Below are 26,416 nucleotides of genomic sequence, written 5' to 3'. Positions count from 1 at the left end.
GATGAATAAAAAAAATAATAGTTTTTCGCTACCAGTTCGAATTATCATTTATATGGTAACGATATTGCTATTTACTGCAGGAGCTATTTTATTAATTACTGCTAATCATTTTAATAATCAGACTAAACAATATCACGAAGATATTTTAAAACGTAAAGTAAGAGCTGTAGAAGCTGCCTTGGATTATGAAATGGATAATTTTCCCGGAGTCGCTACAAAAGAAAATATACACAATATTCTTGAGGAAGGTTTCCTGAGAATTGGAGACATCAATAAAACAGATATTGTTATTTATGATTTACGTGGAAATAAGATTTTAACTACTCAACCAGTTTCTACAACTTATAACGTTTTACCTCAAAAAATCCTTGATAGGCTAAAGAATAACAACGAGATTATTATTACCAATAAAGACACAAATAACGAGAATGATATTTATTCATCTTACAGCAATATAAAAAATTATTACAACGAAAATATTGCTATTCTATGTTTACCATATCAATCTAATCAAGACTTTTTACAACAAGACATGTTTACCCTAATAGGAAGTTATGGGTTAGCATTTGCCGTTATTATTTTATTTGGAACATTGGCTGTATATTTTGTTACAAAGAAAACTTTAACAAGATTATGGTCTTTTGCAGATCGCATTAGAGAAACCGAAGTTATTGTAAATAACATGCCCATTCGTTATGATGGGAACGATGAAATTAAGGTTTTAGTTGATTCGTACAACGACATGCTGAAAAAGCTAAAACATCAGTCAGATTTAATTGCAAAACAAGAGCGAGAAGAAGCTTGGAGAGATTTTGCAAGGCAAGTTGCACATGAAGTAAGAAATCCATTAACGCCAATGCGATTAATGATTCAGAACCACATGCGTAAATTTGATATTAATGATCCCAATTTAGAAGAAAAAACAATGCGAACAGGAAACATCTTGTTGCAACAAATAGATACCATATCAAGTATTGCAGAAGCATTTTCTGATTTTGCAAAAATGCCTTCTCGTAATGATGAAAAGATTGACATTATAGATGTTATAAAAAATGCTTTATACGTTTTCCCTGCAGAATATGTAGAATTTAACTATTCGCCAAAAGCAATAATGATGCGTTTTGATAAGCAATATTTGAACAGGGTAATTACAAATATTACTAAAAACGCATTTCAATCCATTCCACACACGCGAAAAGCTAAAGTGAAGGTAGATGTTATGTTATTAGATAACTTCGTTCACATCACTATAAAAGACAACGGAGAGGGAATTCCTGTTGAAGCTCAAAGTTCTATATTTGTACCTAAGTTTACCACTAAAAATAGTGGAATGGGAATTGGTTTACCAATGGTGAAGAAAATTATAGATGATTACGATGGTACAATCCGTTTCGAATCTGAAGTTTCTGTTGGTACTACATTCTATATTTTGATTCCATACCATGAGTAAAAAACCTTTTCGATTTAAACAATTCGAAATTCTACAAGATAAAACAGCAATGAAAGTTGGAACAGATGGTGTTCTACTTGGCGCATGGGCAAACCTATATAAAGGAAAAACAATTCTAGATGTTGGAACAGGCACAGGTTTAATTTCATTAATGTTAGCACAACGATTTACAGATACAGATATTGATGCTGTAGAAATAGATCATGAGGCGTATTTACAAGCAAAATCTAATTTTGAAAATTCTACTTTTTCTTCGCAATTATCAATTTATGAAAGTTCATTTCAAGATTATTCCACATCAAAGAAATATGATTTGATTGTAAGTAATCCACCATTTTTTACCGTGAATAATTTGGTAGATTTTGATCAAAGAAAACAAGCTCGCCAACAAGAAACATTAAATTTCGACGATTTAATTCATAAAACAGCTTCACTCTTAAACGAGACGGGTTCTACATGTTTTATAATTCCTTACGATCAGTGTGTTATTTTTACAGAAATAGCATCTAAGAATAAGCTTAAATTGAATAAAACACTTTATATAAAAGGGAATAATACTTCACCTATAAAAAGAGTTTTACTAGAATTTTCTTTTCAAGAAAGAGAAACTACAGAAGAAACTTTAATTATTGAAGAAGAAAGACATCAATACACACAGAATTATATAAAATTAACAAAGGATTTTTATCTAAAAATGTAATAAGTGGCTCATTTAGAAATTGATTCCGTATGTATTTTTAATTTCTGCCATTACAAAAGAACTATGTGTGCTTCCTATGCTTTCTAAGCCTCCTAGTTTATTAAAAACAAAGTCTTGGTAATGTTTCATATCTAAGACCTGTACTTTTAAAATAAAGTCATATTCACCCGAAATATTGTAGCATTCTACAACCTCATCAATTAAAAGAATATCTTCTACTAATTTATTTCCAATTACTCTGTCATGTTGTTTTAATTTTATACTGCAGAAAACCATAAAACCTTTGTTTAATTTTTCCGCATCTAAAACAGCTCTGTAATTTTTTATGTAACCTTGTTGTTCTAATCTTTTTATTCGTTCGAAAACTGGAGAAGGTGAAAGATTTACCATTTCAGCAATCTTCTTAACAGTCAATTTCGAATCTTTTTGTAAGATTCTCAATAATTCTAAATCAATTGTATCTAAAGAGTCCATCTAAATATTTTATATGAGACAAAGAGTGTTTTGTTTCTCAAAAATAAGCTTAAAAAGCTGAATTATCTTACTTTTTACTTTTCAACAATTTAATATCTTAAATAATTGTCAGAATCAAGATGAAAAGAGGTTTGCATAAGCCTACTCTAAAAATAGTAAATCGACCTATTTACATTAAACTTTGATACGCCATTTGATGTTATTTTAGCTTTTATCCAATTTCCTTTTTCATCGTAATCATAGGTAACCTTGTAATTTGTAAGAGTTGACTTTCCCACTATAAAAGATTGAGTTTTTAATGATTCAATTTCATTATTAGAATTATATAATGCCTCGTAATTTAAATTTTTATCTGTGTCAAAGGATTGAATTTTAGAAATTGAACCTTTATCATAAAAAGTTATAGAACTTAAACTTCCTGCAATTTCTTCTTTATATATTGGTGTTTTATTATCGTATAAATAATATGATTTTCGACCTTTCTTTCCATCAAACGATGTTGATTCATTCAAAACTAAAAACCCATTTTTATTGTAAGTTAAATTATTCTCTGTAGAGATAGAGTTTTCGACTTTAGTAACAATTTTATCTAATCTGTTCGAATAAATAAAATTCGTTTCATAAGTAGATTTCGAAGACCTACCTTCTACCTTATCTATAAGTTTTATTACTTGATTTTTATTGTCGTAGTAATATGATTTGTTTGATGCAACTCGTTTAGGATCCTCTCCGTTATTAACAATTGTATTAACTTGATTATCTAACAAATAAGATGTTTTATACACGTAATCAACATAGTTATAAACACCTAATTTTCCTCTATAATCTAAATAATTAACTCGCTTATCTAAAAGACCTTTTTCATTAAATTCTAAAGAAACTTGATCATAATATTCATTTTCATACAATGGTAAAGTAGCAGAATTCCCATTAGAATCTGTTGCTGTTGAAATGACTTTTTTTACTTTTCCTTTTAACCTAAAATCGTTTAATGTTATTTTCTGTTCATATTCATCTGTTAAGATTTTTTGAGAAAAACTTAATTGAGATAACAGAATACTAAAACCTAATGTGAGCGCTAATTTCATTTAATTAAATTGATATTAATGTCTATTTATCAAATGTAAGATTTCTATTCTAATCACAATTTTTCAAAAACTTAAAGATTTGTTTACAAAAAGTTAATTTATCTTATTTTCAATTATTTATGCTTTATAATTTTTACCTTAATAAAATTATCTAACTAAATTTTTATTATTTATGAGTATAAAAGATCAATTATTAGATTTGGCAACTAAAAGAAACTCTCCATCGGTTACGATTGCTTTCAATACGCATAGAAGTTCGCCCGATAATCAGAAAGATGTTATTCAACTTAAAAACCTAGTAAAAGAAGCCGAAGAAAGAATTCTGAAAGAATATGATAAAAAAGAAGTTCTAGATGTTTTAGAAAAATTGAATCAATTACCAGACGAATTAGAAGTTAATAAAAACTTAGAAAGCTTAAATATCTATTTATCTAAAGATACTTTCGAGTTTATACGAACAACTTGGCCATTAAATCAGGAAGGGGTTTGGATTGATGAATCTTTTGCTATTCGCCCATTAATAAAAGAAATTAACCGAAATAAAGAATATCTTGTTCTTTATCTTACACAAAAAGGGGTTCATTTATACGAAGCATTAAATGACTCTATTGTAAGAGAAATAGAAAACGACGACTTTCCTTACACTGAGGAAGCTTACAACTTGTCTCATTTATTCTCTAAAGGAAATAGACAATCCAATCAATTAAAAGAATTTTATAATCAAGTAGATAAAGCACTTATAAGAGCTAATCCAGAACACGCTTTGCCTTGTTTAGTTGTTTCTACAGACGAAAACTACAGTTTATTATTAACTGTGGCAGATGTTCCTTCTCTATATATTGGCAGTGTTTCTACTGATTTTAATTCGCCTACTCAAAAAAATGAGTTCATGAAATTAGCTTGGGATTGTATAAAAGATAAACAACACAAAGAGAGAGAAAGTTATATAGCAGAAATGCATGAAGCTGTAGGAAAAGGTCAGGTAATTACAGATTTACAAGAAATTTATCAAGCAGCGATTGATGGAAAAGGAGAATTACTAATTGTCCATCAAGATTTTCATCAAGCTGTTCAGATGTTAGATGACAGAACTTTTGATATTGTAGAAGATCCTACAGAAAATGGCGCAATTGACGATATAACAAGTACGATTGCTTGGGAAGTAATAACTAAAAAAGGAAAAGTATTTTTTACGAGTCAAGATGAAATTAAAGACATCGGGAAAATTGTTTTAAAAACGAGGTATTAAATACCTGTTGTGAATTTTAAATAGAATCGGGAATAAAGTTTTAAAACTTTATTCCCGATTTTAATTCATACCAAAAACAATCAATTTCCCATAAGTCAAAAATGAATGTTTCGGTTACTTCGAAACCAATTTTTTCAAGAACATTTCTTGATGCTTTATTTTCGATATGTGTTAAGGCATTTAATTTAAAATGTGTCATTTCTTTCCAATAATAATCCATACAAGCTTTTGCTGCTTCGGTTGCATATCCTTTTCCCCAAGCCTCTTTTTTATATCGATAACCAAAATCTAAAAATCCAAACTGATTATTTATTGCTTCCTTTTCTTCAATAAATTTAAACCCTGTCCAACCAATAAATTCTCCTGACTCCTTTTCGATAACAGCAACTCTTCCTACTCCAAAATTTTTATATTGGATTTGTATAGACTCAATCATTTTTTTTGATTCTTCTATCTTTTGTAATGGCTCGGCTCTAAGATAAGTATGCACCTCTGGTTGAGAATCCATACTAAAATGTCCTTCAACATCATCTAAAGTCATGGGACGAATAATTAATCGGTCAGTTTCTAAAATTGGTGTATAATTCATTTTATTGTATGTTAAGCGTTAAGCAAATTTAAATTTTGGTTTTACTTCTTCTCTATCATGTTTAAATAAGTTGAAGCTTGCTCTTTAAAAACCTCCTCTATTCTTTCGTATTTATTTTGCTTAACTAATTTCTCAATCTCAAAATTGCTGTAACAATATGTTACAAAATCATTTACTTTATTTTCGGGAATGTTTAAACTTTCAACAAAATATTCTGTAGTAAAATAATCTTCAACAGCTTTTATTTTCTCTACACGTTTAAAATATTGGTCTTGTTTTTTAGCTTTTTTCTTTTGTCCAGAAATCATCGATATCCATTGTGTAGGATCTAAAGGACCATTTCCATTAAGAACAGAACTTGCATTAGGATTTACCTTTTTATATTGCATATTAGGGTCTAAACCTAGTCCTTCATAAAGTGCTGTCTCTTTTGTTTTACTATCCTTTACATTGTTTTTCCAATTCTTATCTAAAGTATTTACGGTTGTTTCTGCAAGCTCTACAACCTCTATATTAAGATGGACAATTATAAATCCTTTCTTCAGCATTTCTTGTGAAACTTTTACTGATCTTTCTTCATAAAAATCATTACTAAAAGAAAGTTCATCACCAACAGAAGCTTTTATTGAGAACATTCCTTCTGCATTTGTAGTTGCTTTGGCGTGTGTTTTCTGATTTTCTACAATAATTCCTTCCAGTGCATCTTGTCCAGCAACAGCATCGTCAATTACAACTTTTCCTGTTATAAGATTAGTTTGTGCAATGGAAAACAAGCTTATTAAACTGAAAGCTATTGTGTATAATATTTTACTCATCATTTTAGTATTTGTTAGTTTCTATTTTTTTTTAATAAGTCAATACTTGTTATCTAAAGTTACAATTATTTCGTTAAATACATTCTTTCAAAAATTGTTCTAAATTAGTATTGTTGCATGATTTTTTTTAAAGCTCATCGAATTTATATCCATTAATCATAAATAGAAATTTATTCTTCTGATTTTAATTTGGTTAGATATTTTGGAGCTTGCTCTTCTATTGTATTAAGAATTTCATCATAATTATTCTCATTCAAGAGTTTACCAAAGTTGTATTTAGTGAAGCAGTAATCAATGAATTCAGTAACTTTTCCTTTCGGAATTTTTAAATCTTCCACAAAATAGTTTTCGGTATAAAATCTTTTTAAATCATCTATTTGATCTTGTTTAGATTTCTGAATTTTAGGAAGTGGTTTTATCTTTTTATGAGCGCCAGTAATGGTTTTGAACAAGCCTATTGCACTTAGTCCTCCAACTTGACCAATTGTTCTTCTTACACTTGTTTCAGTTTCTTTAAGGTTTAATTTTGCTTTAAAGTTATGCGTAACAATTCCCATTTCATCATTCATCTTCTCTTGAAATGATTTTTCTTTACCAATATTCTTCAACATATCTTTATTAAGTGTGAATACTTTAGCCTCATTCAACTCAATCACTTCAACTGTAAGATGTATGTTTATAAAACCTTTATTAAAAATAGCTTCAGTTATTTTTAATGTTCGTTGCTCAATCCCTCCACCAATAAAGCTTAATTCATCATTTAAATTAACTTTTATAGAGAATATTCCATCAGAATTTGCCGTTGTTTTTACATCAGAATTAGAATTGAGAATATTAATTTTTTCAAGATTTATTAATTCCTCATCTCCATCAATCATTATTTTTCCGGAAATTAATTTATTCTGAGCCTGTACGAAAGAAAGTATAAAAGTAAAAAAGAGTAAATATTTTTTCATTCACGTTTAATTTTGATTTAAAAGTAATTTACATTTTTATTGATTTTTAATATTTAACGCAACTTTATCTAAAGCTCAGAATTTGTTAAAAATTAGATTTATTTTTTTAACTCTTTTATTAGTTGTCTACTAACTTCAAATTTTAAACACCATTGTTTGTCGTTCTAAAACATTATTTTTGTTTTCAAAATAGATACAATGGCTAAAACAAAAACGACCTATTTCTGTCAAAACTGCGGAACACAAACTTCTCAATGGATGGGACAATGTAAAAGTTGTGGTGAATGGAATACCATTGTAGAAGAAATTGTAGACAAAGGAGAAGAAAAAAAGTTGTGGAAAGACAAAGCAGATAAAAAAGAAAAAACATTTGCTTTGAATATTCGCGAGGTTAATCCTCTTGGTGAAACTAGAATTTCAACAAAAAATCAGGAATTAGATCGTGTTTTAGGAGGCGGAATTGTTCCAGGATCAGTTATTCTTGTTGGTGGAGAACCTGGTGTTGGAAAATCTACTTTAATGCTACAAGTGGCTTTAAAATTAGATACTATAAAGATTTTATATGTATCTGGTGAGGAATCTGTTTCTCAAGTAAAACTTAGAGCAGAAAGAATTGGAATAGAATCTGACCAATGTTTTGTTTTACCCGAAACCAACACACAAAAAATATTTGCACATGCAAAAGAAATTCAACCTCAATTAATCGTTGTTGATTCTGTACAAACATTACAAACATCTTATGTAGAATCTTCTCCTGGAAGTATTTCTCAGATTAGAGAAACAACTTTTGAGTTGATACAATATGCTAAAGAAACTAATACACCTATTATTTTAATTGGTCACATTACAAAAGAAGGCGTAATTGCTGGACCAAAAATTTTAGAACATATGGTAGATGTTGTATTACAGTTTGAGGGAGATAGAAACCATATTTATAGAATTCTTCGCGCCAATAAAAATCGTTTTGGTTCTACAGCAGAAATCGGAATTTACGAAATGCAAGGTGCTGGTTTAAGAGAGGTAACTAATCCGTCTGAAGTTTTAATTACGAAGAAAGATGAGTTACTAAGTGGAAACGCCATTGCAGCTACTTTAGAGGGTGTTCGTCCTATGTTAATAGAAATACAAGCTTTGGTTTCTACGGCTGTTTATGGGACACCTCAGAGGACTGCAACTGGTTTTGATGCAAAACGTCTTAATATGCTCTTGGCTGTATTAGAAAAACGTGCTGGTTTCCGATTAAATATGAAAGATGTTTTTTTAAATATTACTGGAGGAATAAGAGTTGATGATCCTGCGATTGATTTGGCTGTTATAGCTGCAATTTTATCTTCTAGTGAAGATTCTGCTGTCCCAGACAATTGTTGTTTTGCTGGCGAAGTTGGTTTAAGTGGAGAAATTAGAGCTGTAAATCGTGTTGAACAACGTATTACTGAAGCTGAAAAACTTGGTTTTGATGTAATTTTTGTTTCAAAATATAATAAAATTAAAGATACTGACTACGGAATAAGAATTGTTCGTATATCAAAAGTAGAAGATTTATATCGAATGTTATTTCAATGATAATTTAAAGATTTGATAAAGATTTATTGACTAAAATATTCTATTTTAGATTTCTAAATAAATTTTACTATTATGGATTATACTGATCAATCAACACAATCTTCTTTTGAAGAAATTCGTCCAAAACCACAAAACAATTTAGTTTTGGCTATCGTTGGTACTGTTTTAGGGATTTGTTCACCTTGTTGTATCGGACTTATTGTTGGAATTGTTGCTATTGTATTTGCAACTCAAGTTAACTCTAAATTTGATGCTGGTGACTACATTGGAGCCGATAAAGCAGCCAAAAATTCTAAAATTCTTTCTTATGTTGCAATAGGTTTAGGAATTATCGGATTTATTATTAGTCTTGTAACTATTATAACTGGTGGAACTGAGGCTTATATGGAGCAATATAAATCTGTTTTAGAAAGTGCTCAATAAAATATTATAATATACAATGAAGCAGATTTTGGTTTATGGATTGGCAACAATATTGCCTCTTATTGTGATTATTTATTTTTATGCTTTTTATTCTAATCAAAATCCGTTTGCATTAAAGTGTATTTTTCATTCTGCTACAGGATTGTGGTGTCCTGGTTGTGGTGGACAAAGAGCTTTTTCTTTGTTTGTACATGGGCATATATTATCTTCATTAAGGCATAATCTTTTATTACCTTTTGCTTTATACATTACGATTTATACTTATTATGCGATAATTGGAAATATTTTTCTTAAAATTCCTTTTGGAAATAAATTTCACCTTCCTCCTAGTTTTGCACGAAATTTTTTAATTTTCTTATTTGTGTACGCTATTTTGCGTAATATTCCTGTTTCACCATTTATTTATTTAGCGCCAGAAAGCTAGATGAAAATATTTAGTGATAATTTTAAGTAATTGACAAGGGAAAATAACTGATAGAAACTAATATTAATTTAAATTTTAAAAACATACAGATAATAAAAAAGCGAGCATAAATGCTCGCTTTTTTATTATCTTCTTAACCCATTTCCGCCAGTATTCATACTGTTACCTCTTGAATTATTGTTATTATTTCTTGAGTTAGGATTCTGTCGTTCCTCGTCCTCTTTTAGTTCTCCATTTTTTAATCGATTCTTATCCGAATCTTTTTCATCGCTTGGTAAGAAAACTGGTTGATTAGCCTCTCCTAAAATCCAGGTTTCAGCAGAATCCCACATTGCACGGGTCTTTATAATCTCAGGATACAAATAAATTGCTTCTGGTTGTTTTCCTGTAAGAAAATCTCCACTATCCCACTCTCCATTTTCGTTTTCATCTACCAACAAACGGAATAAATATTCTCCTGGTTCTATAAAACCAAATTCGAAATAATTTTTATTTGCAGGACTGTAAATCTCATCTATTACAGTAAAGTCTTTATCATGCTTCAGAAACTGTAAAATAAACGGTTTTGTTGGTGCATTTTGAAGTGTTAGTTTTAAATGTCCAAAATCTCCTCTTACACCCATTTTTATAGGATATGCAAGCGTATCATTCTTTTCTCCTAAGACATCTACAAAAGCATTTGGATAGATATTCGCTTCAAAAGATTCGTCTAAGTTTTTATCGAATGCAAAATTTATAATTTGTGGATTTAAAGAATCTATTGTTGCTTTAAAAGGAACTTCAATAGTATCTTTAAACATAAATATTTTACTCGTATTTATCGTTTTAATTGGAACATTCGCTTGTAATCTAAAGTTTTTATTAGGCGCTAACTTCTGATCATTAAGTGGTTTAAATTCTAATTTATGTTCTGTGTTTGATTTTGAATATAATGCACTAATTGTATCAACTTTATCTTTGTATTGTACTTTAAAATTAATTTTTGCAGATCTACCTACTATTGTATCAACTTTAGGGTTGAACCAAAAATTAACTGAATCCTTTCTAGAAAAACGTTGAATATATGCTGTTTTAAATTCCTTAGATATTGGCGTTATTGTAGCATTTTCCTTAGCTCCTGTTAATTGAAATGCAATTAATCCTTCTTGTTTAGTACTTGCTTCTGGTTTACGATAATCTGCCTTTTGATTAAATAAATTTAAATTGACTTTTTGATTCTCTTTTAACTCGATTGGATCATTATGAAAAGCTAATCGTTCTTTACCATAATCAAATTTTACATTTTCTACTTTATCTTCAAATGCAATTAGTTTATACTTACCTGATGCTAAATAATTCAACTGATAATTTCCTTCTTTATCAACACGAGTTATATAATATGGTTTTTCTTTAAGTACAACACTGTCTTTATATTCTTCGTCCATTTTATATAGCCCGACTAATATCTTTTCTGGTAATTTGAAATCATAAGAAGAATTTACTCGTCCTGTAACTTTCAAAGAATCTATAAAAGCCCCAGTAGAAAAAACATACTGAAAGTTTGATAACTTATTATTCTCATTAAAATCCTGAATGGCATCACCAAAGTTGAAACTATATGTCGTATTTGGTAACAATGGTTCTTGAAATTTAATTGAAACAAACTTTTTGGCTAAAGCTTGTGGTGTTACAATAGGTGGAATCTGAAAAGATGGCGAAACCACAACATTCTTACTATATTCTTTTAGTAAAACATATTCATCAAAATTTATAATGGCTTCTTTTAGATTAACATCAACATTTGTTGCCAATGTATCTGGATCAGCTGTTATAAAAACTGGTGGTGTTTCGTCTTTTGGTCCTCCTGTCGGAGTACCTTGTCTAGCACACGAAACAATCAACAAAATAAAGCAAATTAAAAGCGATATACGAGTCGTCTTATTCATGCGTGCAAGTTAATAAAAAGCTTCTTATTATGCACATGCTATTGTGATTACACTTATCTTAAAGTTTTCTGAAAAATTAAACTTTTTAATCGCAGAAGATAATGTAGCTCCAGTTGTAATAACATCGTCCACTAAAATGTAATGACCAAAAGGCAAATTAGAATCAATTTCAAATGAATCTTTCAAGTTTTGCATGCGGTGTTTTTTATCTTCTTTAACTTGAGATGAATAATATTTTGTACGAATTAACCCATCAGCATAATAATTGATTTGATTAATCTCTGCTAATGTTCTTGCAAAATCATCTATTTGGTTGTAACCTCTCGATTTTATTCGTTTCGTGTGTAATGGAATAGGAATTATTCCATCATAATTACTTAAGTCTACTTTTACTAAATGAGCCAAATCGATTCCTATTTCTGGTCGATTTTTATATTTCATTTCATGTAAAAGTTTTTGTGTAATATTTTTATGTTTAAAATGAAGCAGAGAAAATGCATTATCTATTACACAATTATTTCTTAGTGTATTGAAAATAATGTTATTCTGATTTAAATTCCAATGTGTAAAAGGTAATTTTGTAGAACATGAAACACATAAAATTTGTGATGATTGTACAACCTCTTGACAATCTAAACATCGCATTGGAAAAAATAAATCTACCAAAGAATTTACGATTGTTTTGATTTCCATTACCTTTGCAAATTATAGTTTAGATTTAAATTTAATGAAAATTATACGACTTACAAAAGCTTTTACTTTTGAAACTGCTCACGCATTACATGGTTATGATGGAAAATGTAAAAATATACATGGACATTCTTACAAACTTTTTGTTACTGTAAAAGGTATTCCATCTGAAGATGTTAACGATGTAAAGTTAGGAATGGTAATGGACTTTGGTGACTTAAAAAAGATTATTAATAAAGAAGTTGTCAACTTATTTGACCATGCTATTTTATTAAACCAAAATTCACCACACAAAGCATTAGGAGATAAATTAATTGCAGAAGGTCATCATGTTGTTTTTACAGATTATCAGCCATCTTGCGAGAATATGATTTTGTGGATGGTAGATAAAATAAAAGCACAATTGCCAACAAATATAGAATTGGTTGCGCTTAAATTACACGAAACAGAAAACTCTTACGGAGAATGGTTAGCGGAGGACAACCAATAACAATTAATTTAGAAGCGAATAAAAAAGCTTACTTTTCTTCGGATCATCATTTTGGTGCGCCAAATGAGAAAGATAGTTTAGTACGCGAAAAATTATTTGTGAAATGGTTAGATGAAATAAAAGACGATTGTGGTGTTTTATTTCTTATCGGAGATTTATTTGATTTTTGGTTCGAATATAAGTATGTCGTACCAAAAGGATTTGTTCGTGTATTAGGTAAACTAGCAGAGTTATCGGACAAAGGAATTCCAATTTATTTTTTTGTTGGTAACCATGATTTATGGATGAAAGATTATTTAGAAGAACAAATAAATGCAATTGTTTTTCGAGATAAACAAGATTTTATCATCAATGGTAAAGAGTTTTTCATTGTACATGGCGATGGAAAAGGTCCTGGAGATAAAGGCTACAAACGCATGAAAAAAGTCTTTACAAACAAAGTTTGTCAATTCCTTTTTTACCTTCTTCATCCAGATTTAGCTATGTGGTTAGGTATTACTGTTTCCCGAAAAAATAAAATGATTTCGGGAGATGAAGATGTAAAGTTTCTTGGTGTAGAAAACGAATGGTTGGTAATGTATAGCCGCCAACAATTAAAGAGAAAATACTACGATTATCTTATTTATGGACATCGTCATTTACCAATGGAAATTACAATTGGTAATGCTAAACACATTAATCTAGGCGACTGGATAGATTATTTTACTTATGGTACTTTTGATGGTAATAATTTCGAATTAAAGACTTACTTCAGTGATGAGGGAGTAGAACCTAGGAATTCTATCATAAAAATTATAGATTAATAAAGAAATCATATAAATCCAAAGTAAAGCTTCATTTAGCCATTCTATTTTTGGTTTACTTTCTAGAAAATATCTTGACAACATTGTCATAATACTATAAGATAAGAATGCTAAAAATACATCTTTATTTCCTCCAAATAGAACAAATGTTATCAGTATAGTGATAAACATAAGATGAATTAAACTGTAAATTCTTTTCTTCTGAGCAGTTAATTTATTAACGTTCTTTAAATGATTAAGAATAGACAAGACCAAAATAACTGCAGTTGGAGCTAAGAAAATATACTTCAATTGCGGTTGTATAATATTTAGAGTGAACTGTTCTTTATAAAAATCTAAAATAAAATAATAGTCTAATAAAAAGCTAATTTGTGCCACAATTAATATTGGTACAATAAATCCTAAAACACCTAATATAGGAACTTTGGGTTCTACAGCTTTTAAGGTTAAGAAGTAAATAAAAATAATTATTCCTAAAAAGATTAAGATAGGATTAAGTAATATTGCAAAACTTAAAAATACACCAATATCAAATGCACTATAAGGATCATTTTTTTCTGATTCGAAGTAAAGCAGCTTTGTAGAAACATATGTTACTAAAAGTAAACTTCCTATCATCCTATAGTCTATCAAATCGCCAACAAAAGGCATTAGAAAAAGCATATATGTAAAAATAGAATAGGCAGATTTACTGATTAATACATTTAAATAATCCGTGTATCCAACAAAAGCAATCAACAAAAGAGTTAAAATTGCTCCTACCTTTTCTAAATCGTTCAAGTAAAAACTATTATATTCTACTGTTCCAAGCAAGGTGAACAATACAATGATAAATATTTGTTTAAAAAAATTTCGTTTCTTAAGTAGATTAACCAACATTTTATTAACTTTGATGCAAATTAAGCAATAAACTAGAATATGGGAGTTATAACTGATTTATTTTTTGCAATTGGTGATTTTTGCAAATGGACTTTCGAGAATTTATTATCTCCAATAGGTGTTATTTTTGGATGGTTATTTACATTCATTGGTATCGCTTTAATGGGCTGGTGGTTAAACAAATTAGCTAAATTTGGTAATGATAATGAGAAAAAATATGACGAAATTTAATTTTTCGATTATTTAAAAAAACATATTTTCGAATTATTTTCGAAAAAACCTTTCATTTACATGAGAGGTTTTTTTATATCGCATTCTCATCTCCTTTAATAACTAACATTAAGGTTTGATATAAAATTTGAACATCTAAAAGTAAAGACCAATTCCTTACATAATAAATATCTGTTCTTACTCTTTTCTCCATATCAACAATAGAATCAATAGCTCCTCTATGTCCTTTTACTTGAGATAAACCTGTAATTCCTGGTTTAACGTAATGTCTAATATTATATCTGTTTATAATCTCTCTGTAGTGATAATCTTCTGTTGGCATTTGTGGTCGTGGACCAATAAACGACATATCACCTTTTAAGACATTAATAATTTGTGGCAATTCATCTAAACTATTTTGTCTTAGAAATTTTCCAAATTTTGTAACTCTAGGATCATTTCTTTCTGTAATCTTTGTTGAATAAACATTAGAAACAAACATCGTTCGGAACTTGATACAATTAAATTTATTTCCATTTAATCCATTTCTTTGCTGTACAAAAAATATTGGTCCTTTATTATCATAATAAATTAATAATGCAAGTATTGGAAATAACCAACTCAACACAAAAATTAAACATAAAACTGCCAATAACAAATCTATCATTCTTTTTACAACTCTATTAATAGATAAGTCTAATGGAAATCTTTTTACTTCAAAAATTGGTAGTGTATCAATATAAGTCACTTTTAATTCTGTTAATCCGTTATAAATAGAATCGGGTATATAAGAAACTGGAATTAAATTAGCTTCCGATAGCCTAGCAATTCTATTCATTATAACTGGTTCCAATTCTCCTTTTTGTGAGACAAAAACTTTTTTAATTCTATTTTCTAATAAAAATAGATTAAACTCAAGTCCATTAATCATCAAGTTTCGATTTTCGAAAACTAAATCTTCTTTCTTTAATTGTTTAAAAAATTTAATTCCTAAATCTTTCCTATCCGATAAAACATTTATAAAATTTTGTGTGTTATTATTTTCATCTATAATTAGAACATTAGCCAAATTTTGACCATTTCGATGTAAGTTTTTAAAGTAATAGAAAATTCCTAATCTCGAAATTACACCAAGTATAAAAAGTATTTTAACATAAATAAACCCAATATTTCCGATAAATATATCCGTTTTGTTTAAACCAGAAATTGCGAAAAAGACGATAGAGAATAGTAGAATTTGGAAAAAAAACTTCCTTAGTAATACAACAAATTTTGTATTTCTTTTCGTAGAATATAATTGTATATTATTGCTTATCATAAACCAGCTCAACAAAAATAAAAACAGAATTTTATAATGTGACCTTATCAAATTAATAAGACTTTGCGTATTTAGTAGATAATTTACCTCTTGGTCAAAAGATAAATATTGTATTTTAAGAAAAATAAAAAAGAAAATAATTAAAACACTAATATCAATCATTTGTTGCAAGAAATAGAACTTTCTTTTTCTTAACTTTTTCATTATTCTAATTATAAAAGTGCGTCATTTACTTTGTGTTAATCGTTATTAGTATGCTCTATAAACTTAACAACGTTCTATTTAATCATTTCTTATAAAAACATCTTTGTATTTTTACTTTTCTCATCTAATTAATTGCTTAAATTTGTTTCCATATATTTTTTAATTAAACTTTAATACAATTATGTTCCTCGAAAATACCTTTAATCATCAACAAAAAAGTGGTTGGATAGAAGTTATATGTGGCTCAATGTTTTCTGGTAAAACCGAAGAACTTATTCGTCGTCTTAAACGTGCTGAATTTGCGAAGCAAAGAGTTGAAATTTTTAAACCAACTATTGATACTCGTTATGCAGAGCGCGAAGTAGTTTCTCACAATAAAAATTCTATTTCTTCTACTCCTGTGGAATATTCTTCTGCTATTTTATTATTAGCCGAAGATTGCGAAGTTGTAGGGATTGATGAAGCGCAGTTTTTTGATGAAGGAATTGTAGAAGTCGCAAACGAGCTTGCTAATCAAGGTAAACGTGTTATAGTTGCTGGATTAGATATGGATTTTAAAGGTCGTCCTTTTGGACCAATGCCTAATTTATTAGCAACCGCAGAATACATTACAAAAGTACATGCAATTTGTGTAAGAACTGGTAATTTAGCTAACTACTCGCATCGAAAAATTGATAGCGAAAAGTTAGTAGAACTTGGAGAAACATCAGAGTATGAACCTCTAAGTAGAGCTGCTTTTTGGGAAGAAATAAATAAACTAAACGTTGAAAAATTATAAGCTAAATCAAATTTCAAGTATCGTAAATGGTACTTTATTTGGCGATGAAAATGTCATTATAAATCAAATATTTTTTGATTCGAGAATGATTGTTCATCCTGCGAATGGAATCTTTTTTGCGCTTAATGGCAATCAAAAAGATGGACATCAATACATAGAAGATGCTTACCAAAAAGGTATTCGAAATTTCGTTGTTCACGAAAAATTAGAACATTTTGCAAATGCAAATTTTATCTTGGTTAATAATCCTTTGCAAGCTTTACAAAATTGGGCGAAATACCACCGTAAACAATTTAATCTTCCAGTTATTGGAATTACAGGTTCTAATGGAAAGACAATTGTAAAAGAATGGTTGAATCAATTATTATGGAAAAATTTTTCCATAGCAAGAAGTCCAAAAAGTTATAATTCTCAATTTGGTGCTGCCCTATCTATTCTACAAATTACAGAAAAAAATAATCTAGGAATTTTTGAAGCTGGAATTTCTCTTCCTAACGAAATGGAAAAGTTAGAAGAAATTATTCAACCTACAATTGGTGTTCTTACAAAAATTGGAGAAGCACATTTGGAGAACTTCGAAAATCAAGATGAATTGATTCAAGAAAAACTAAAATTATTTACACATGTAGAAAAATTAGTTTTCAATATCGAGAATGAAAAAGTTTATCAAGCTATTTTAGAAAATGAACATTTGTCTAAAATTGATAAATTTTCTTATGGTTATTCCGATTTTGCCACAGTAAAAATTGAACACATAGAAAGTTCTTTAACAAATACTGAGATTTCTATTTTACATAATCAAGAAAAATTTACTTATTCAATTCCTTTTACAGATGATGCTTCTATAAAAAATAGTTTAATCTGTTTAACGACTTTAATAGCTTTAAATGTTGATTATAAATTAATTAAAGAAGAATTTTCTTTGCTTTTACCAATCGAAATGCGTTTGGAAATAAAGGAAGCTATTAACCATTCTATTTTAATTAATGATACCTTTAATTCTGATCTAAATTCTTTAAGAATTGGTTTAAATGTATTAAATCAACAACCAAAAGAGAAAAAATCGCTGGTTTTAACTGATATTTTACAAAGTAACTTATCTGATAAAGATTTATATCAAGAAGCAGCCAATTTAGTTAATGCTTATCATTTTGATGAAATTGTTTTAATAGGTGAGAAAATTACATTGTTTAAAAATTTATTTCAATCCTATGTGCGTTCATATAATTCTACCGAAGAATTTTTAGAACAGTTTAAACATCAGAATGTAGATAACGAAGCAATTTTATTAAAAGGTGCTCGACCTTTTAAATTAGAAAAAATATCAAGTGAACTCGAGACTCGTTCCAACGATTCTGTTTTAGAAATTAATCTTCAGAATTTAGTAGAGAATATTAATGTTTACAGATCTATGCTAAGACCAACCACAAAATTAATGTGTATGGTAAAAGCAAATAGTTATGGAACTGGAAGTTTTGAAGTTGCTAAAACCTTACAGAATAATGGTGTCGATTTTTTAGGAGTTGCAATTGCTGACGAAGGAAAAGAATTAAGAGAAGCTGGAATAACAATTCCTATAATTATTATGAACCCTGAGCAAAGCAGTTATTCTACTGTAATAGATTATCAGTTAGAACCTGAAATTTATAGCTTAAGAGTTTTAAAATTATTTATTCAGAAATTACAAGAAAAACAAATTTCATCTGCTTATCCTATTCATCTAAAATTAGAGACAGGGATGAATCGTTTAGGTTTTCATGAAGATGATTTCGATGAATTAGTTACGATACTAAAAAATAATTCTCAGGTATATGTTCGCTCTATATTTACACATTTAGCAACAGCAGATATGCCAGAGGAAGAAGCGTATGCTAAATACCAATTAAATCGTTTTGATAAGAGTTACGAATCTATTACAAAAGCTTTAGACATAACTCCTATAAAACATGCTTTAAACTCTCCAGGAATAGTTGCCTATAAAGAACATCAATATGATATGGTTCGTTTAGGAATCGGAATGTATGGCTATTCAGAATATACAGATTTCATGGAGAAATATTTAAAACCTGTTGTTCGTTTTAAAACTGTTATTTCTCAAATATCAGAATTAGAAGCAGGAGAGACGGTTAGTTATGGTCGTCGTTTTACTGCTGAGCGTAAAACAAGAATAGCAACATTGCCTGTTGGTTATGCAGACGGAATTAGACGCTCTTTAGGAAATGGAAAAGCAAGTGTTGGTATAAATGGAAAATTAGCTAAAATAGTTGGTTCTATTTGTATGGACATGATGATGGTCGACGTTACAGATATTAGCTGTAAAGAAGGTGATGAAGTAACTATCTTTGGAAATTCACCTAGTATAGCAGACGTAGCTAGATGGCTAGAAACAATTCCATACGAAGTTTTAACCTCTGTTTCACAAAGAATAAAAAGAGTCTATTATAAAGAATAAAAAAAGAAGAGTTGTCTACAGATAACTCTTCTTTTTTTATTATAATAACTAATTGCATCATACAAATTAAAATTTGGCGTATCTTTATTCATCAATTAAAATAGCTTTTATGCGTATTTTTTTAATTTTCAGTTTTTTTATTTCCACATTTTCTTTTGCACAAGAAAGTGAAAAAGATACTCACCGATTAAAAGTTGGTGTTGTTCTAAGTGGCGGAGGAGCAAAAGGCTATGCACACGTTGGTGCTTTAAAGAAAATAGAAGAAGCAGGAATTAAAATAGATTATATAGGCGGGACAAGTATGGGCGCTATAATTGGTGGCTTGTATGCTGCTGGTTATACACCAGATCAACTTCAGAAAATAATGTATCAATTGGACATTACTTCATTGATTACACAAAATAAAAACCGTGCAGAAATTCCATTTTTCGATAAATCTTATAAAGAAAAATATATTCTAGAGTTACCTTTTGATAACTTTAAACTTACCATTCCAAATGCATTTTCTAAAGGTCAAGGACCATTAGATTTATTAACTTATTTATTTCGTCCTGTTCATAATATTGACGATTTTAATCAACTTCCCACACCTTTTGTATGTATTGGTACCAATATAGAAACTGGTGAAGAGAAAGTTTTCCGTTCAGGATTTCTTCCACGTGTTGTTTTAGCTTCGGGTGCATATCCGACGATGCTAGATCCTGTAAATATTGACGGAAAAATATATGTAGATGGTGGCGTTGTAAATAATTTTCCTGTAAAGGAGGTAAAAGATATGGGCGCTGATATTATTATTGGTGTGGAACTAGGTGATGGATTACAAAAAGGTGACGAATTAAATTCTGCAATTGGTGTCTTAACTCAAATTATGACCATGAGCATTGTTAAAAAAACAGACGAGCAAAAGAAAATGGTCGACTTATTAATTAAGCCAGAACTTAAAAACTATGCCGTAACAAGTTTTAATGAAGTTGATGCTATCTATAAAAAAGGTGTTGAAGCTTCGGACAAAGTTTTTGATCAATTAAAAGAAATCGCACAGAAACAAAATGCGCAAAATAAAAGTAGAAAAGAAATAAAATTAGAAGATTATGTCTTAGTAAAAGATTTAGAAGTTGAAGGTTTAAAGAGTTATAATGAAAATTTTATTAAAGGTAAATTAGGTATTCGTACTCCTGAATTAATTAAATATGATGATTTAAAAACAGGTGTAGATAAATTATATGCCTCTGGAAACTTTAATAATATTACATATAAAATATCTCAGTTAAACGAGAATGATAATCTTTTAACCTTAAAAGTTCAAGAAAATAAGAACAAACAATCTGTTCGTTTTGGTTTACATTATGACGATTTATTTAAAACGGGATTACTTTTAAACTTCACATCTAAGAGTCTTATCTTTAAAAACTCTATTCTATCTGCCGATGTTGTTGTTGGAGATTTCGCTCGTTATAACCTAAATTTCTTTATTGATAATGGTTATATTCCTAGTATAGGATTTAATTCTTATTCCTATTATTTTGATAAAGAAATAGACTTAAAAAATGTATCGGGTAATAATTCGCCTTATAATAAAGTAAATTATAATTTCAGAGAATTTACTAACCAATTATACATTCAATCTACAATAAAAGAAAAATATGCGATTGGTATAGGTTTAGAACACCAATACACCAAAGTTTTTACAAATAATTACATTGACGAGTCAACAAATTTTCCTTCATTATCTGAAGGTTATTTTTGGAAAGCATACGGATATATAAAAGCTGATAATAGAAATAACGCCAACTTTGCTCGAAGAGGATTTAAATTTAGTGGTGATTTGAAATATCTATTTGATTCTAATGTTGCTGGCTTTGAAACTAACTATTTATTAGAAGGAAGCTTAGAAGCAAATTTTCCGTTAAATAATTTCCTAAGTTACAGATTTACTGCTAACTTTGGAACCTTTTTTAATGAGAACGTTACAATCCCTCAAAAATTTTATTTAGGAGGATATGTTGAACAGAAATTTTTCAATTATATGAGGTTCTATGGACTTCCTTTTGGATCTGCTTTGGGGAACAATCAATTAATTTTTGGTTCTCATGTGCAGGCTAAAATTTTGAAAAATCATTACACAAGTGTGTTTATGAACATTGCAAATGTTACAGACAGAATTGAACAAATACGTTTAACAAATTACAAATATCTTGGTTACGGTGTAACTTATGGTTACGATAGTCCATTAGGACCTCTTAACTTTATGTGGAGTTACTCACCTAACACTAAAAAAGGATTATTTAATTTAAGTTTAGGATACTGGTTTTAGAACAATGATAGAATTATTTTACGAAACAGATTTTGAGATTACAGAAGCTCAACAATGGATTAATTGGGTCGTAGAAAGTATGAAGAATGAAGGAAAAACTATAGAAGAATTAAACTATATTTTTTGTGATGACGAATACTTACTAGAAATTAATAAACAATATTTAGACCACGATTATTATACAGATGTTATAGGTTTTGATAATTCTGTAGAAGATGAATTAATGGGCGACATTTTTATTAGTGTTGAAAGAATAAAAGATAATGCTGAACAAAATGGTGTTTCTTTCGAAAATGAATTAGCTCGTATAATGATGCATGGTATCTTACATTTTGCAGGTTACTTGGACAAAGATCCAGAAGATAAAGAGTTGATGACTTCGAAAGAAGATCAATATTTAGCAACATTTAGTTTATTAAAAGCATAATGTTCCACGTGGAACATTTGTTATTTTTAGTCATAATATAGAAATAAAAAGAAATGATATTTCAATCAGAATATGATGTAATTGTAGTTGGAGGTGGTCACGCTGGTGCTGAAGCAACAGCTGCTGCTGCAAACTTAGGAGCAAAAACGCTTCTTGTTACAATGAACTTACAAAGCATCGGACAAATGTCTTGTAATCCTGCTATGGGAGGAATTGCAAAAGGACAAATTGTAAGAGAAATTGATGCATTAGGAGGTTACTCTGGTGTTATCACAGATAAAACAATGATTCAATTTAAAATGTTGAATCAATCTAAAGGTCCAGCAATGTGGTCTCCAAGAGCACAATCGGACCGTATGCGCTTTGCAGAAGAATGGAGACTATCTCTTGAACAAACAGAAAATGTAGACTTTTTTCAAGATATGGTGAAAAGTTTAATCATAGAAAATGGAAAAGTTTGTGGTGTTAATACAGCTATGGGAATGAGCATTCGTTCTAAAGCAGTTGTTTTAACTAATGGAACATTTCTTAATGGTTTAATCCATATTGGAGAAAAACAATTTGGAGGTGGACGTATGGGAGAAGGTGCTGCATTTGGAATTACTGAACAATTAGTTGATTTAGGTTTTGAAGCTGGTAGAATGAAAACTGGAACTCCTCCTAGAGTTGATGGTAGATCTATAGATTATTCTAAAATGATCGAACAACCAGGAGATGAAAACCCATCAAAATTCTCTTATACCAATACTCCTAAATTAACAAAACAACGTTCTTGTTGGATTACATATACGAACCAAGAAGTACATGATTTATTAAGAGAAGGATTCGACAGATCTCCAATGTTTAATGGAACAATTAAATCTACTGGACCAAGATATTGTCCATCTATAGAAGATAAAATTAATCGTTTTGCAGACAAAGACCGTCATCAAATTTTTGCTGAACCTGAAGGATGGAATACAGTAGAATATTACATAAACGGATTTTCTACATCTTTACCAGACGATGTACAAGCAAAAGCATTACGTTCTATTCCAGGATTTGAACATGCAAAAATCTTCCGTCCAGGCTATGCAATAGAATACGATTTCTTTCCACCAACACAATTAAAACATACATTAGAAACTAAACTAATTGAGAACTTATATTGCGCTGGTCAAATTAATGGAACAACTGGTTACGAAGAAGCAGCATCTCAAGGTTTAATGGCTGGTATAAATGCAGCTTTAAAAATACAAGAAAAAGATCCTTTTATCCTTAATCGAAATGAAGCTTATATTGGTGTTTTAATTGACGATTTAATTACTAAGGGAACAGAAGAACCTTATAGAATGTTTACATCTCGTGCAGAATATAGAATTCTATTAAGACAAGATAATGCTGACGAACGTTTAACAAGAAAAGGATTTGATATTGGTTTAGCTTCTGAAGATCGTTTAAAACGTATGGAAGAAAAGTTTGATAAAGCTGAAAAGCTTGTTCATTATTTTGAGGAGAATTCTATCAAACCACAAGAAATTAATGATGTAATTGAGGAACGTGAAGGAACACCTTTAAAGCAACCAAATAAAATGATTTCTGTAATCTCTCGTCCAGAATTAAAACTTTCTGATTTTACAAAATTAGATAGAGTAAACGAATTCATTGAGAATAATAATTACGATCAAGAGGAATTAGAGCAAACAGAAATTCAGATAAAATACAAAGGCTACATTAAGAAAGAACAACAGAATGCTGACAAACTACATCGTTTAGAGAATTTAAAAATTCCTGTAGATGTAGATTACAGTTCTTTTGTTTCGATGTCTATTGAGGCTCGTCAGAAATTGACAAAAATAAAACCCGCTACTGTTGCTCAAGCATCAAGAATAAGTGGTGTATCTCCAGCAGATATTAGTGTATTATTAATTTACATGGGTAGATAAAATGGAAAATGTTTCACGTGGAACATATTTAGAAAATCCTTCAAAAGAAGGATTTTCTGGTATAAAAAAACTAGAGTTAAAAGATTATTTTTTAACAGGAGAAGATTTCGAATTGTATGAAGATTCAGAAACTGGTGTGTTATACACTCTCCCCCAACCTATCGAAACTTTAGGAAAATATTACGAAAGCAAAAATTATATTTCTCACACAGATGGAAAGAAATCAATTTTTGAAAGATTTTACCAAATTGCAAAAGCAATTAACTTAAACGAAAAATTAAAATTAATTGATAAAATTTCGTCAGGTAAAAAAATATTAGATTACGGTTGTGGTGTTGGAGATTATTTAGAAATGATGCAAAAAAATGGCTACGAAGTATTAGGTATGGAACCTAATGATTCTGCTCGTAGAATTGCACAAACTAAGATTGGTATAAATAACGTTGTTTCTACACAAATAGAACAAATAAAAGATAAATTTGATGTAATTACTCTTTGGCATGTTTTAGAACATATTCCAAATTTAAATGAAGTCATATCACATTTAAAAAATCATTTAAATGAAAATGGTATTTTAATTATAGCAGTTCCAAATCATGAATCTTATGATGCAAAATATTATGGTAAATATTGGGCAGCTTATGATGTTCCTAGACACTTATGGCATTTCTCTGAAAAGAGCATGAGAAAGCTTTTTGATAAGTTTGGTATGAAAATTGAAAATGTTAGTCCAATGAAATTAGATTCATTTTATGTGAGCCTACTTTCTGAAAAATATAAAGGAAATAAATTAGGTTTTCTTAATGCTATTCGAATTGGATTAAAATCAAACAATCAAGCTAAAAAAACAGGTGAATACTCATCTTTAATCTATACAATTAAGATTAAAAGCTAAAATTAAACGATTTAAGCAGTTTTTTTATATTAAAATGATTAACACCATTAAAATTTAATTTTAATTGATTAAATTTAATCTATGAATGTCATTTATTAACCTAAAAACTAAAAACAAATAAATTGCTATGAAAAAAGGAATCTTATTATTTGGAATTGGAGCAGCCACTTTACTTGGCTCTTGTGCTTCTACAACGACCGCAAAACAAACAACAGGAATTGGTAAAGATGTACGTGGTTCTTGGACATTAACTTCTGTAGATTACAATGGTTTTTCTAAGAATGAAGTTAAAGGAAATGTAAAGGTAAACGAAACCGTAGCAAATGTTTTTGATACAGCTAGTCCTGAATGTTATGAAGGATCTACATGGAGTTTAGTACAAAACAATAAAAAAGGTACTTATACTTTTAATAGTGCCGGAGCATCTTGTCCACAAGGTACAGCAGATATTATTTGGGATGTACAACAAGATGGATCAGCAACTTATTTTATCTTTAAAGATGTAACTGGAATTAAAGCAAAACAAAATACTGCAGGTTACAAATTAAAAATTAGTCGTGTAGATGCAAACTCAATGCAATTAGTGCAAGATGTAAATACAAGTGGAAAAATTGCACAAGTAATTTATAACTTTCAAAGATAATTAATCAATCAAAAAACTTAGCGTTATGAAGAAAATAAACACTAGAATAGCTGCAATGGTATTAGGAGGAACATTTATATTGTCTTCTTGTACTGCAGTACAAAATGCTAATAATACCCAAAAAGGTGCCGGAATTGGTGCTGTTGCTGGTGGTGTTATTGGGGGAATATTAGGAAATAACATTGGTAAAGGTGGTAATACTGCTTTAGGTGCTGTAATTGGTGCTGCTGTAGGTGGTGCTGCTGGTGGTGTTATTGGTAACAAAATGGATAAACAAGCTCAAAAAATTGAACAAGTTTTACCTGGTGCTGAAGTTGTACGTACAGAAGAAGGTATTAACTTAATTTTAGATGAAAACTCTAGAGTAACTTTCGATTACAATGCTTCATCTTTAACGTCTACTGCTAAAACTAATTTAGATAAGTTAATCGAAGTATTTAAAGAATATCCAGACACTAACTTATTAATTGTAGGACATACAGATAATAAAGGTTCGCAATCATATAACTTACCATTGTCACAAAAACGTGCACAATCTGTAAAAGATTATTTAGTATCTAAAGGTGTTTCTTCGTCTCGTTTAACATCACAAGGGAAAGGATTAGAAGAACCAATTGCTGATAACAATACAGATCAAGGTAGAGCTCAAAACCGTCGTGTAGAGATTGCTATTACAGCTAATGAAAAAATGAAAGCTGATGCAGCAAAAGAAGCTGGACAGTAACATTATAC

General features: G+C 29.3%; 26 protein-coding genes. 17 read left to right on the top strand and 9 right to left on the bottom strand.

All coding sequences use genetic code 11. The features are described from left to right. The first annotated feature begins 1 nt into the window (after nt 1). Entirely contained in the window at nt 2-1,450 is a 1,449-nt protein-coding gene (locus BUA86_RS09380; RefSeq protein ID WP_229731734.1) for an ATP-binding protein, read from the top strand. Continuing rightward, a complete protein-coding gene (locus BUA86_RS09375; protein ID WP_072932136.1) occupies nt 1,443-2,150 on the top strand; it encodes a tRNA1(Val) (adenine(37)-N6)-methyltransferase in 708 nt (235 codons plus the stop codon). The genes BUA86_RS09380 and BUA86_RS09375 overlap by 8 nt, the downstream gene beginning before the upstream one ends. A gap of 12 nt (nt 2,151-2,162) precedes the next feature. On the opposite strand, the gene BUA86_RS09370 is transcribed toward BUA86_RS09375, so the two are convergent. Continuing rightward, on the bottom strand, nt 2,163-2,624 hold the full coding sequence (locus BUA86_RS09370) for an Lrp/AsnC family transcriptional regulator (protein ID WP_072932134.1): 462 nt from the start codon (nt 2,622-2,624) through the stop codon (nt 2,163-2,165). 146 nt (nt 2,625-2,770) lie between these two features. Then, a complete protein-coding gene (locus BUA86_RS09365) occupies nt 2,771-3,712 on the bottom strand; it encodes a hypothetical protein (RefSeq protein ID WP_072932132.1) in 942 nt (313 codons plus the stop codon). 172 nt (nt 3,713-3,884) lie between these two features. Here BUA86_RS09365 and BUA86_RS09360 point away from each other — a divergent pair, with 172 nt between their 5' ends. Then, nucleotides 3,885-4,961: a baeRF3 domain-containing protein gene (locus BUA86_RS09360; RefSeq protein WP_072932130.1), complete on the top strand. Its 1,077-nt coding sequence runs from the start codon at nt 3,885-3,887 to the stop codon at nt 4,959-4,961. A gap of 40 nt (nt 4,962-5,001) precedes the next feature. Here the strand turns inward: BUA86_RS09360 and BUA86_RS09355 are convergent, their stop codons facing one another. The 3 genes from BUA86_RS09355 to BUA86_RS09345 all read right to left on the bottom strand — a co-directional run bounded on the left by BUA86_RS09355 (nt 5,002) and on the right by BUA86_RS09345 (nt 7,321). Then, nucleotides 5,002-5,550: a GNAT family N-acetyltransferase gene (locus tag BUA86_RS09355; RefSeq protein WP_072932128.1), complete on the bottom strand. Its 549-nt coding sequence runs from the start codon at nt 5,548-5,550 to the stop codon at nt 5,002-5,004. 41 nt (nt 5,551-5,591) lie between these two features. After that, nucleotides 5,592-6,368: a hypothetical protein gene (locus BUA86_RS09350; RefSeq protein WP_143147290.1), complete on the bottom strand. Its 777-nt coding sequence runs from the start codon at nt 6,366-6,368 to the stop codon at nt 5,592-5,594. Nucleotides 6,369-6,535: 167 nt separating this feature from the next. Further along, nucleotides 6,536-7,321 (bottom strand): hypothetical protein, encoded by a 786-nt coding sequence (locus BUA86_RS09345; protein WP_072932124.1) that lies wholly within the window; start codon nt 7,319-7,321, stop codon nt 6,536-6,538. A gap of 198 nt (nt 7,322-7,519) precedes the next feature. Between BUA86_RS09345 and radA the strand changes: the two genes are divergently transcribed. From radA to BUA86_RS09330, 3 genes are all read left to right on the top strand, one after another. Next, nucleotides 7,520-8,884: a DNA repair protein RadA gene (gene radA / locus BUA86_RS09340; protein WP_072932122.1), complete on the top strand. Its 1,365-nt coding sequence runs from the start codon at nt 7,520-7,522 to the stop codon at nt 8,882-8,884. 72 nt (nt 8,885-8,956) lie between these two features. Next, on the top strand, nt 8,957-9,307 hold the full coding sequence (locus tag BUA86_RS09335) for a CD225/dispanin family protein (protein ID WP_072932120.1): 351 nt from the start codon (nt 8,957-8,959) through the stop codon (nt 9,305-9,307). A gap of 16 nt (nt 9,308-9,323) precedes the next feature. Further along, nucleotides 9,324-9,731: a DUF2752 domain-containing protein gene (locus BUA86_RS09330; protein ID WP_072932118.1), complete on the top strand. Its 408-nt coding sequence runs from the start codon at nt 9,324-9,326 to the stop codon at nt 9,729-9,731. Nucleotides 9,732-9,856: 125 nt separating this feature from the next. Here the strand turns inward: BUA86_RS09330 and BUA86_RS09325 are convergent, their stop codons facing one another. Then, the gene (locus BUA86_RS09325) at nt 9,857-11,656 is read right to left on the bottom strand and encodes an Ig-like domain-containing domain (protein ID WP_083580336.1); all 1,800 of its coding nucleotides are present in this window, start codon (nt 11,654-11,656) and stop codon (nt 9,857-9,859) included. 27 nt (nt 11,657-11,683) lie between these two features. Continuing rightward, nucleotides 11,684-12,349, bottom strand: coding sequence for a ComF family protein (locus BUA86_RS09320; RefSeq protein ID WP_072932116.1), 666 nt, complete (start codon nt 12,347-12,349; stop codon nt 11,684-11,686). A 40-nt stretch (nt 12,350-12,389) separates the two neighbouring features. On the opposite strand from BUA86_RS09320, the gene BUA86_RS09315 reads away from it, so the two are divergent. Both BUA86_RS09315 and BUA86_RS09310 read left to right on the top strand, forming a co-directional pair. Then, nucleotides 12,390-12,836, top strand: coding sequence for a 6-pyruvoyl trahydropterin synthase family protein (locus BUA86_RS09315; RefSeq protein ID WP_072932519.1), 447 nt, complete (start codon nt 12,390-12,392; stop codon nt 12,834-12,836). Then, the gene (locus BUA86_RS09310) at nt 12,812-13,639 is read left to right on the top strand and encodes a UDP-2,3-diacylglucosamine diphosphatase (RefSeq protein WP_072932114.1); all 828 of its coding nucleotides are present in this window, start codon (nt 12,812-12,814) and stop codon (nt 13,637-13,639) included. The genes BUA86_RS09315 and BUA86_RS09310 overlap by 25 nt, the downstream gene beginning before the upstream one ends. Here BUA86_RS09310 and BUA86_RS09305 read toward each other — a convergent pair. Beyond that, nucleotides 13,574-14,518, bottom strand: coding sequence for a DUF6427 family protein (locus BUA86_RS09305; protein WP_072932112.1), 945 nt, complete (start codon nt 14,516-14,518; stop codon nt 13,574-13,576). The two genes, BUA86_RS09310 and BUA86_RS09305, sit on opposite strands and share 66 nt — an antisense overlap. Nucleotides 14,519-14,557: 39 nt before the next feature. Here BUA86_RS09305 and BUA86_RS09300 point away from each other — a divergent pair, with 39 nt between their 5' ends. Further along, the gene (locus tag BUA86_RS09300; RefSeq protein WP_072932110.1) at nt 14,558-14,749 is read left to right on the top strand and encodes a hypothetical protein; all 192 of its coding nucleotides are present in this window, start codon (nt 14,558-14,560) and stop codon (nt 14,747-14,749) included. A 73-nt stretch (nt 14,750-14,822) separates the two neighbouring features. Here the strand turns inward: BUA86_RS09300 and BUA86_RS09295 are convergent, their stop codons facing one another. Then, nucleotides 14,823-16,208 (bottom strand): exopolysaccharide biosynthesis polyprenyl glycosylphosphotransferase, encoded by a 1,386-nt coding sequence (locus BUA86_RS09295; protein WP_229731736.1) that lies wholly within the window; start codon nt 16,206-16,208, stop codon nt 14,823-14,825. A gap of 223 nt (nt 16,209-16,431) precedes the next feature. Between BUA86_RS09295 and BUA86_RS09290 the strand changes: the two genes are divergently transcribed. The 8 genes from BUA86_RS09290 to BUA86_RS09255 all read left to right on the top strand — a co-directional run bounded on the left by BUA86_RS09290 (nt 16,432) and on the right by BUA86_RS09255 (nt 26,408). Then, the gene (locus BUA86_RS09290; protein WP_072932106.1) at nt 16,432-17,028 is read left to right on the top strand and encodes a thymidine kinase; all 597 of its coding nucleotides are present in this window, start codon (nt 16,432-16,434) and stop codon (nt 17,026-17,028) included. Further along, entirely contained in the window at nt 17,015-19,480 is a 2,466-nt protein-coding gene (locus BUA86_RS09285; protein WP_072932104.1) for a bifunctional UDP-N-acetylmuramoyl-tripeptide:D-alanyl-D-alanine ligase/alanine racemase, read from the top strand. Before BUA86_RS09290 ends, BUA86_RS09285 begins: the two co-directional genes overlap by 14 nt. 109 nt (nt 19,481-19,589) lie before the next feature. Further along, nucleotides 19,590-21,794 carry a patatin-like phospholipase family protein gene (locus BUA86_RS09280; RefSeq protein WP_072932102.1) on the top strand — a complete coding sequence of 735 codons (2,205 nt, stop codon included), beginning with the start codon at nt 19,590-19,592 and terminating at the stop codon, nt 21,792-21,794. A gap of 4 nt (nt 21,795-21,798) precedes the next feature. Beyond that, nucleotides 21,799-22,221, top strand: a complete 423-nt coding sequence (ybeY, locus tag BUA86_RS09275; protein WP_072932100.1) for an rRNA maturation RNase YbeY — start codon at nt 21,799-21,801, stop codon at nt 22,219-22,221. 53 nt (nt 22,222-22,274) lie between these two features. Next, the gene (mnmG, locus tag BUA86_RS09270) at nt 22,275-24,146 is read left to right on the top strand and encodes a tRNA uridine-5-carboxymethylaminomethyl(34) synthesis enzyme MnmG (RefSeq protein WP_178300412.1); all 1,872 of its coding nucleotides are present in this window, start codon (nt 22,275-22,277) and stop codon (nt 24,144-24,146) included. 1 nt (nt 24,147) lies between these two features. Then, nucleotides 24,148-25,041, top strand: a complete 894-nt coding sequence (locus tag BUA86_RS09265; protein WP_072932098.1) for a class I SAM-dependent methyltransferase — start codon at nt 24,148-24,150, stop codon at nt 25,039-25,041. A gap of 127 nt (nt 25,042-25,168) precedes the next feature. Continuing rightward, nucleotides 25,169-25,684, top strand: a complete 516-nt coding sequence (locus BUA86_RS09260; protein ID WP_072932096.1) for a lipocalin family protein — start codon at nt 25,169-25,171, stop codon at nt 25,682-25,684. A gap of 25 nt (nt 25,685-25,709) precedes the next feature. Beyond that, nucleotides 25,710-26,408: a YiaD family glycine zipper/OmpA-like lipoprotein gene (locus BUA86_RS09255; protein ID WP_072932094.1), complete on the top strand. Its 699-nt coding sequence runs from the start codon at nt 25,710-25,712 to the stop codon at nt 26,406-26,408. Nucleotides 26,409-26,416 lie beyond the last annotated feature (8 nt).

It is taken from the genome of Chishuiella changwenlii, assembly GCF_900142565.1.
GTDB lineage: Bacteria > Bacteroidota > Bacteroidia > Flavobacteriales > Weeksellaceae > Empedobacter > Empedobacter changwenlii.
The sequence above is the reverse complement of the archived record's forward strand: the minus strand, read 5'-3'. Positions and strand labels throughout refer to the sequence as shown.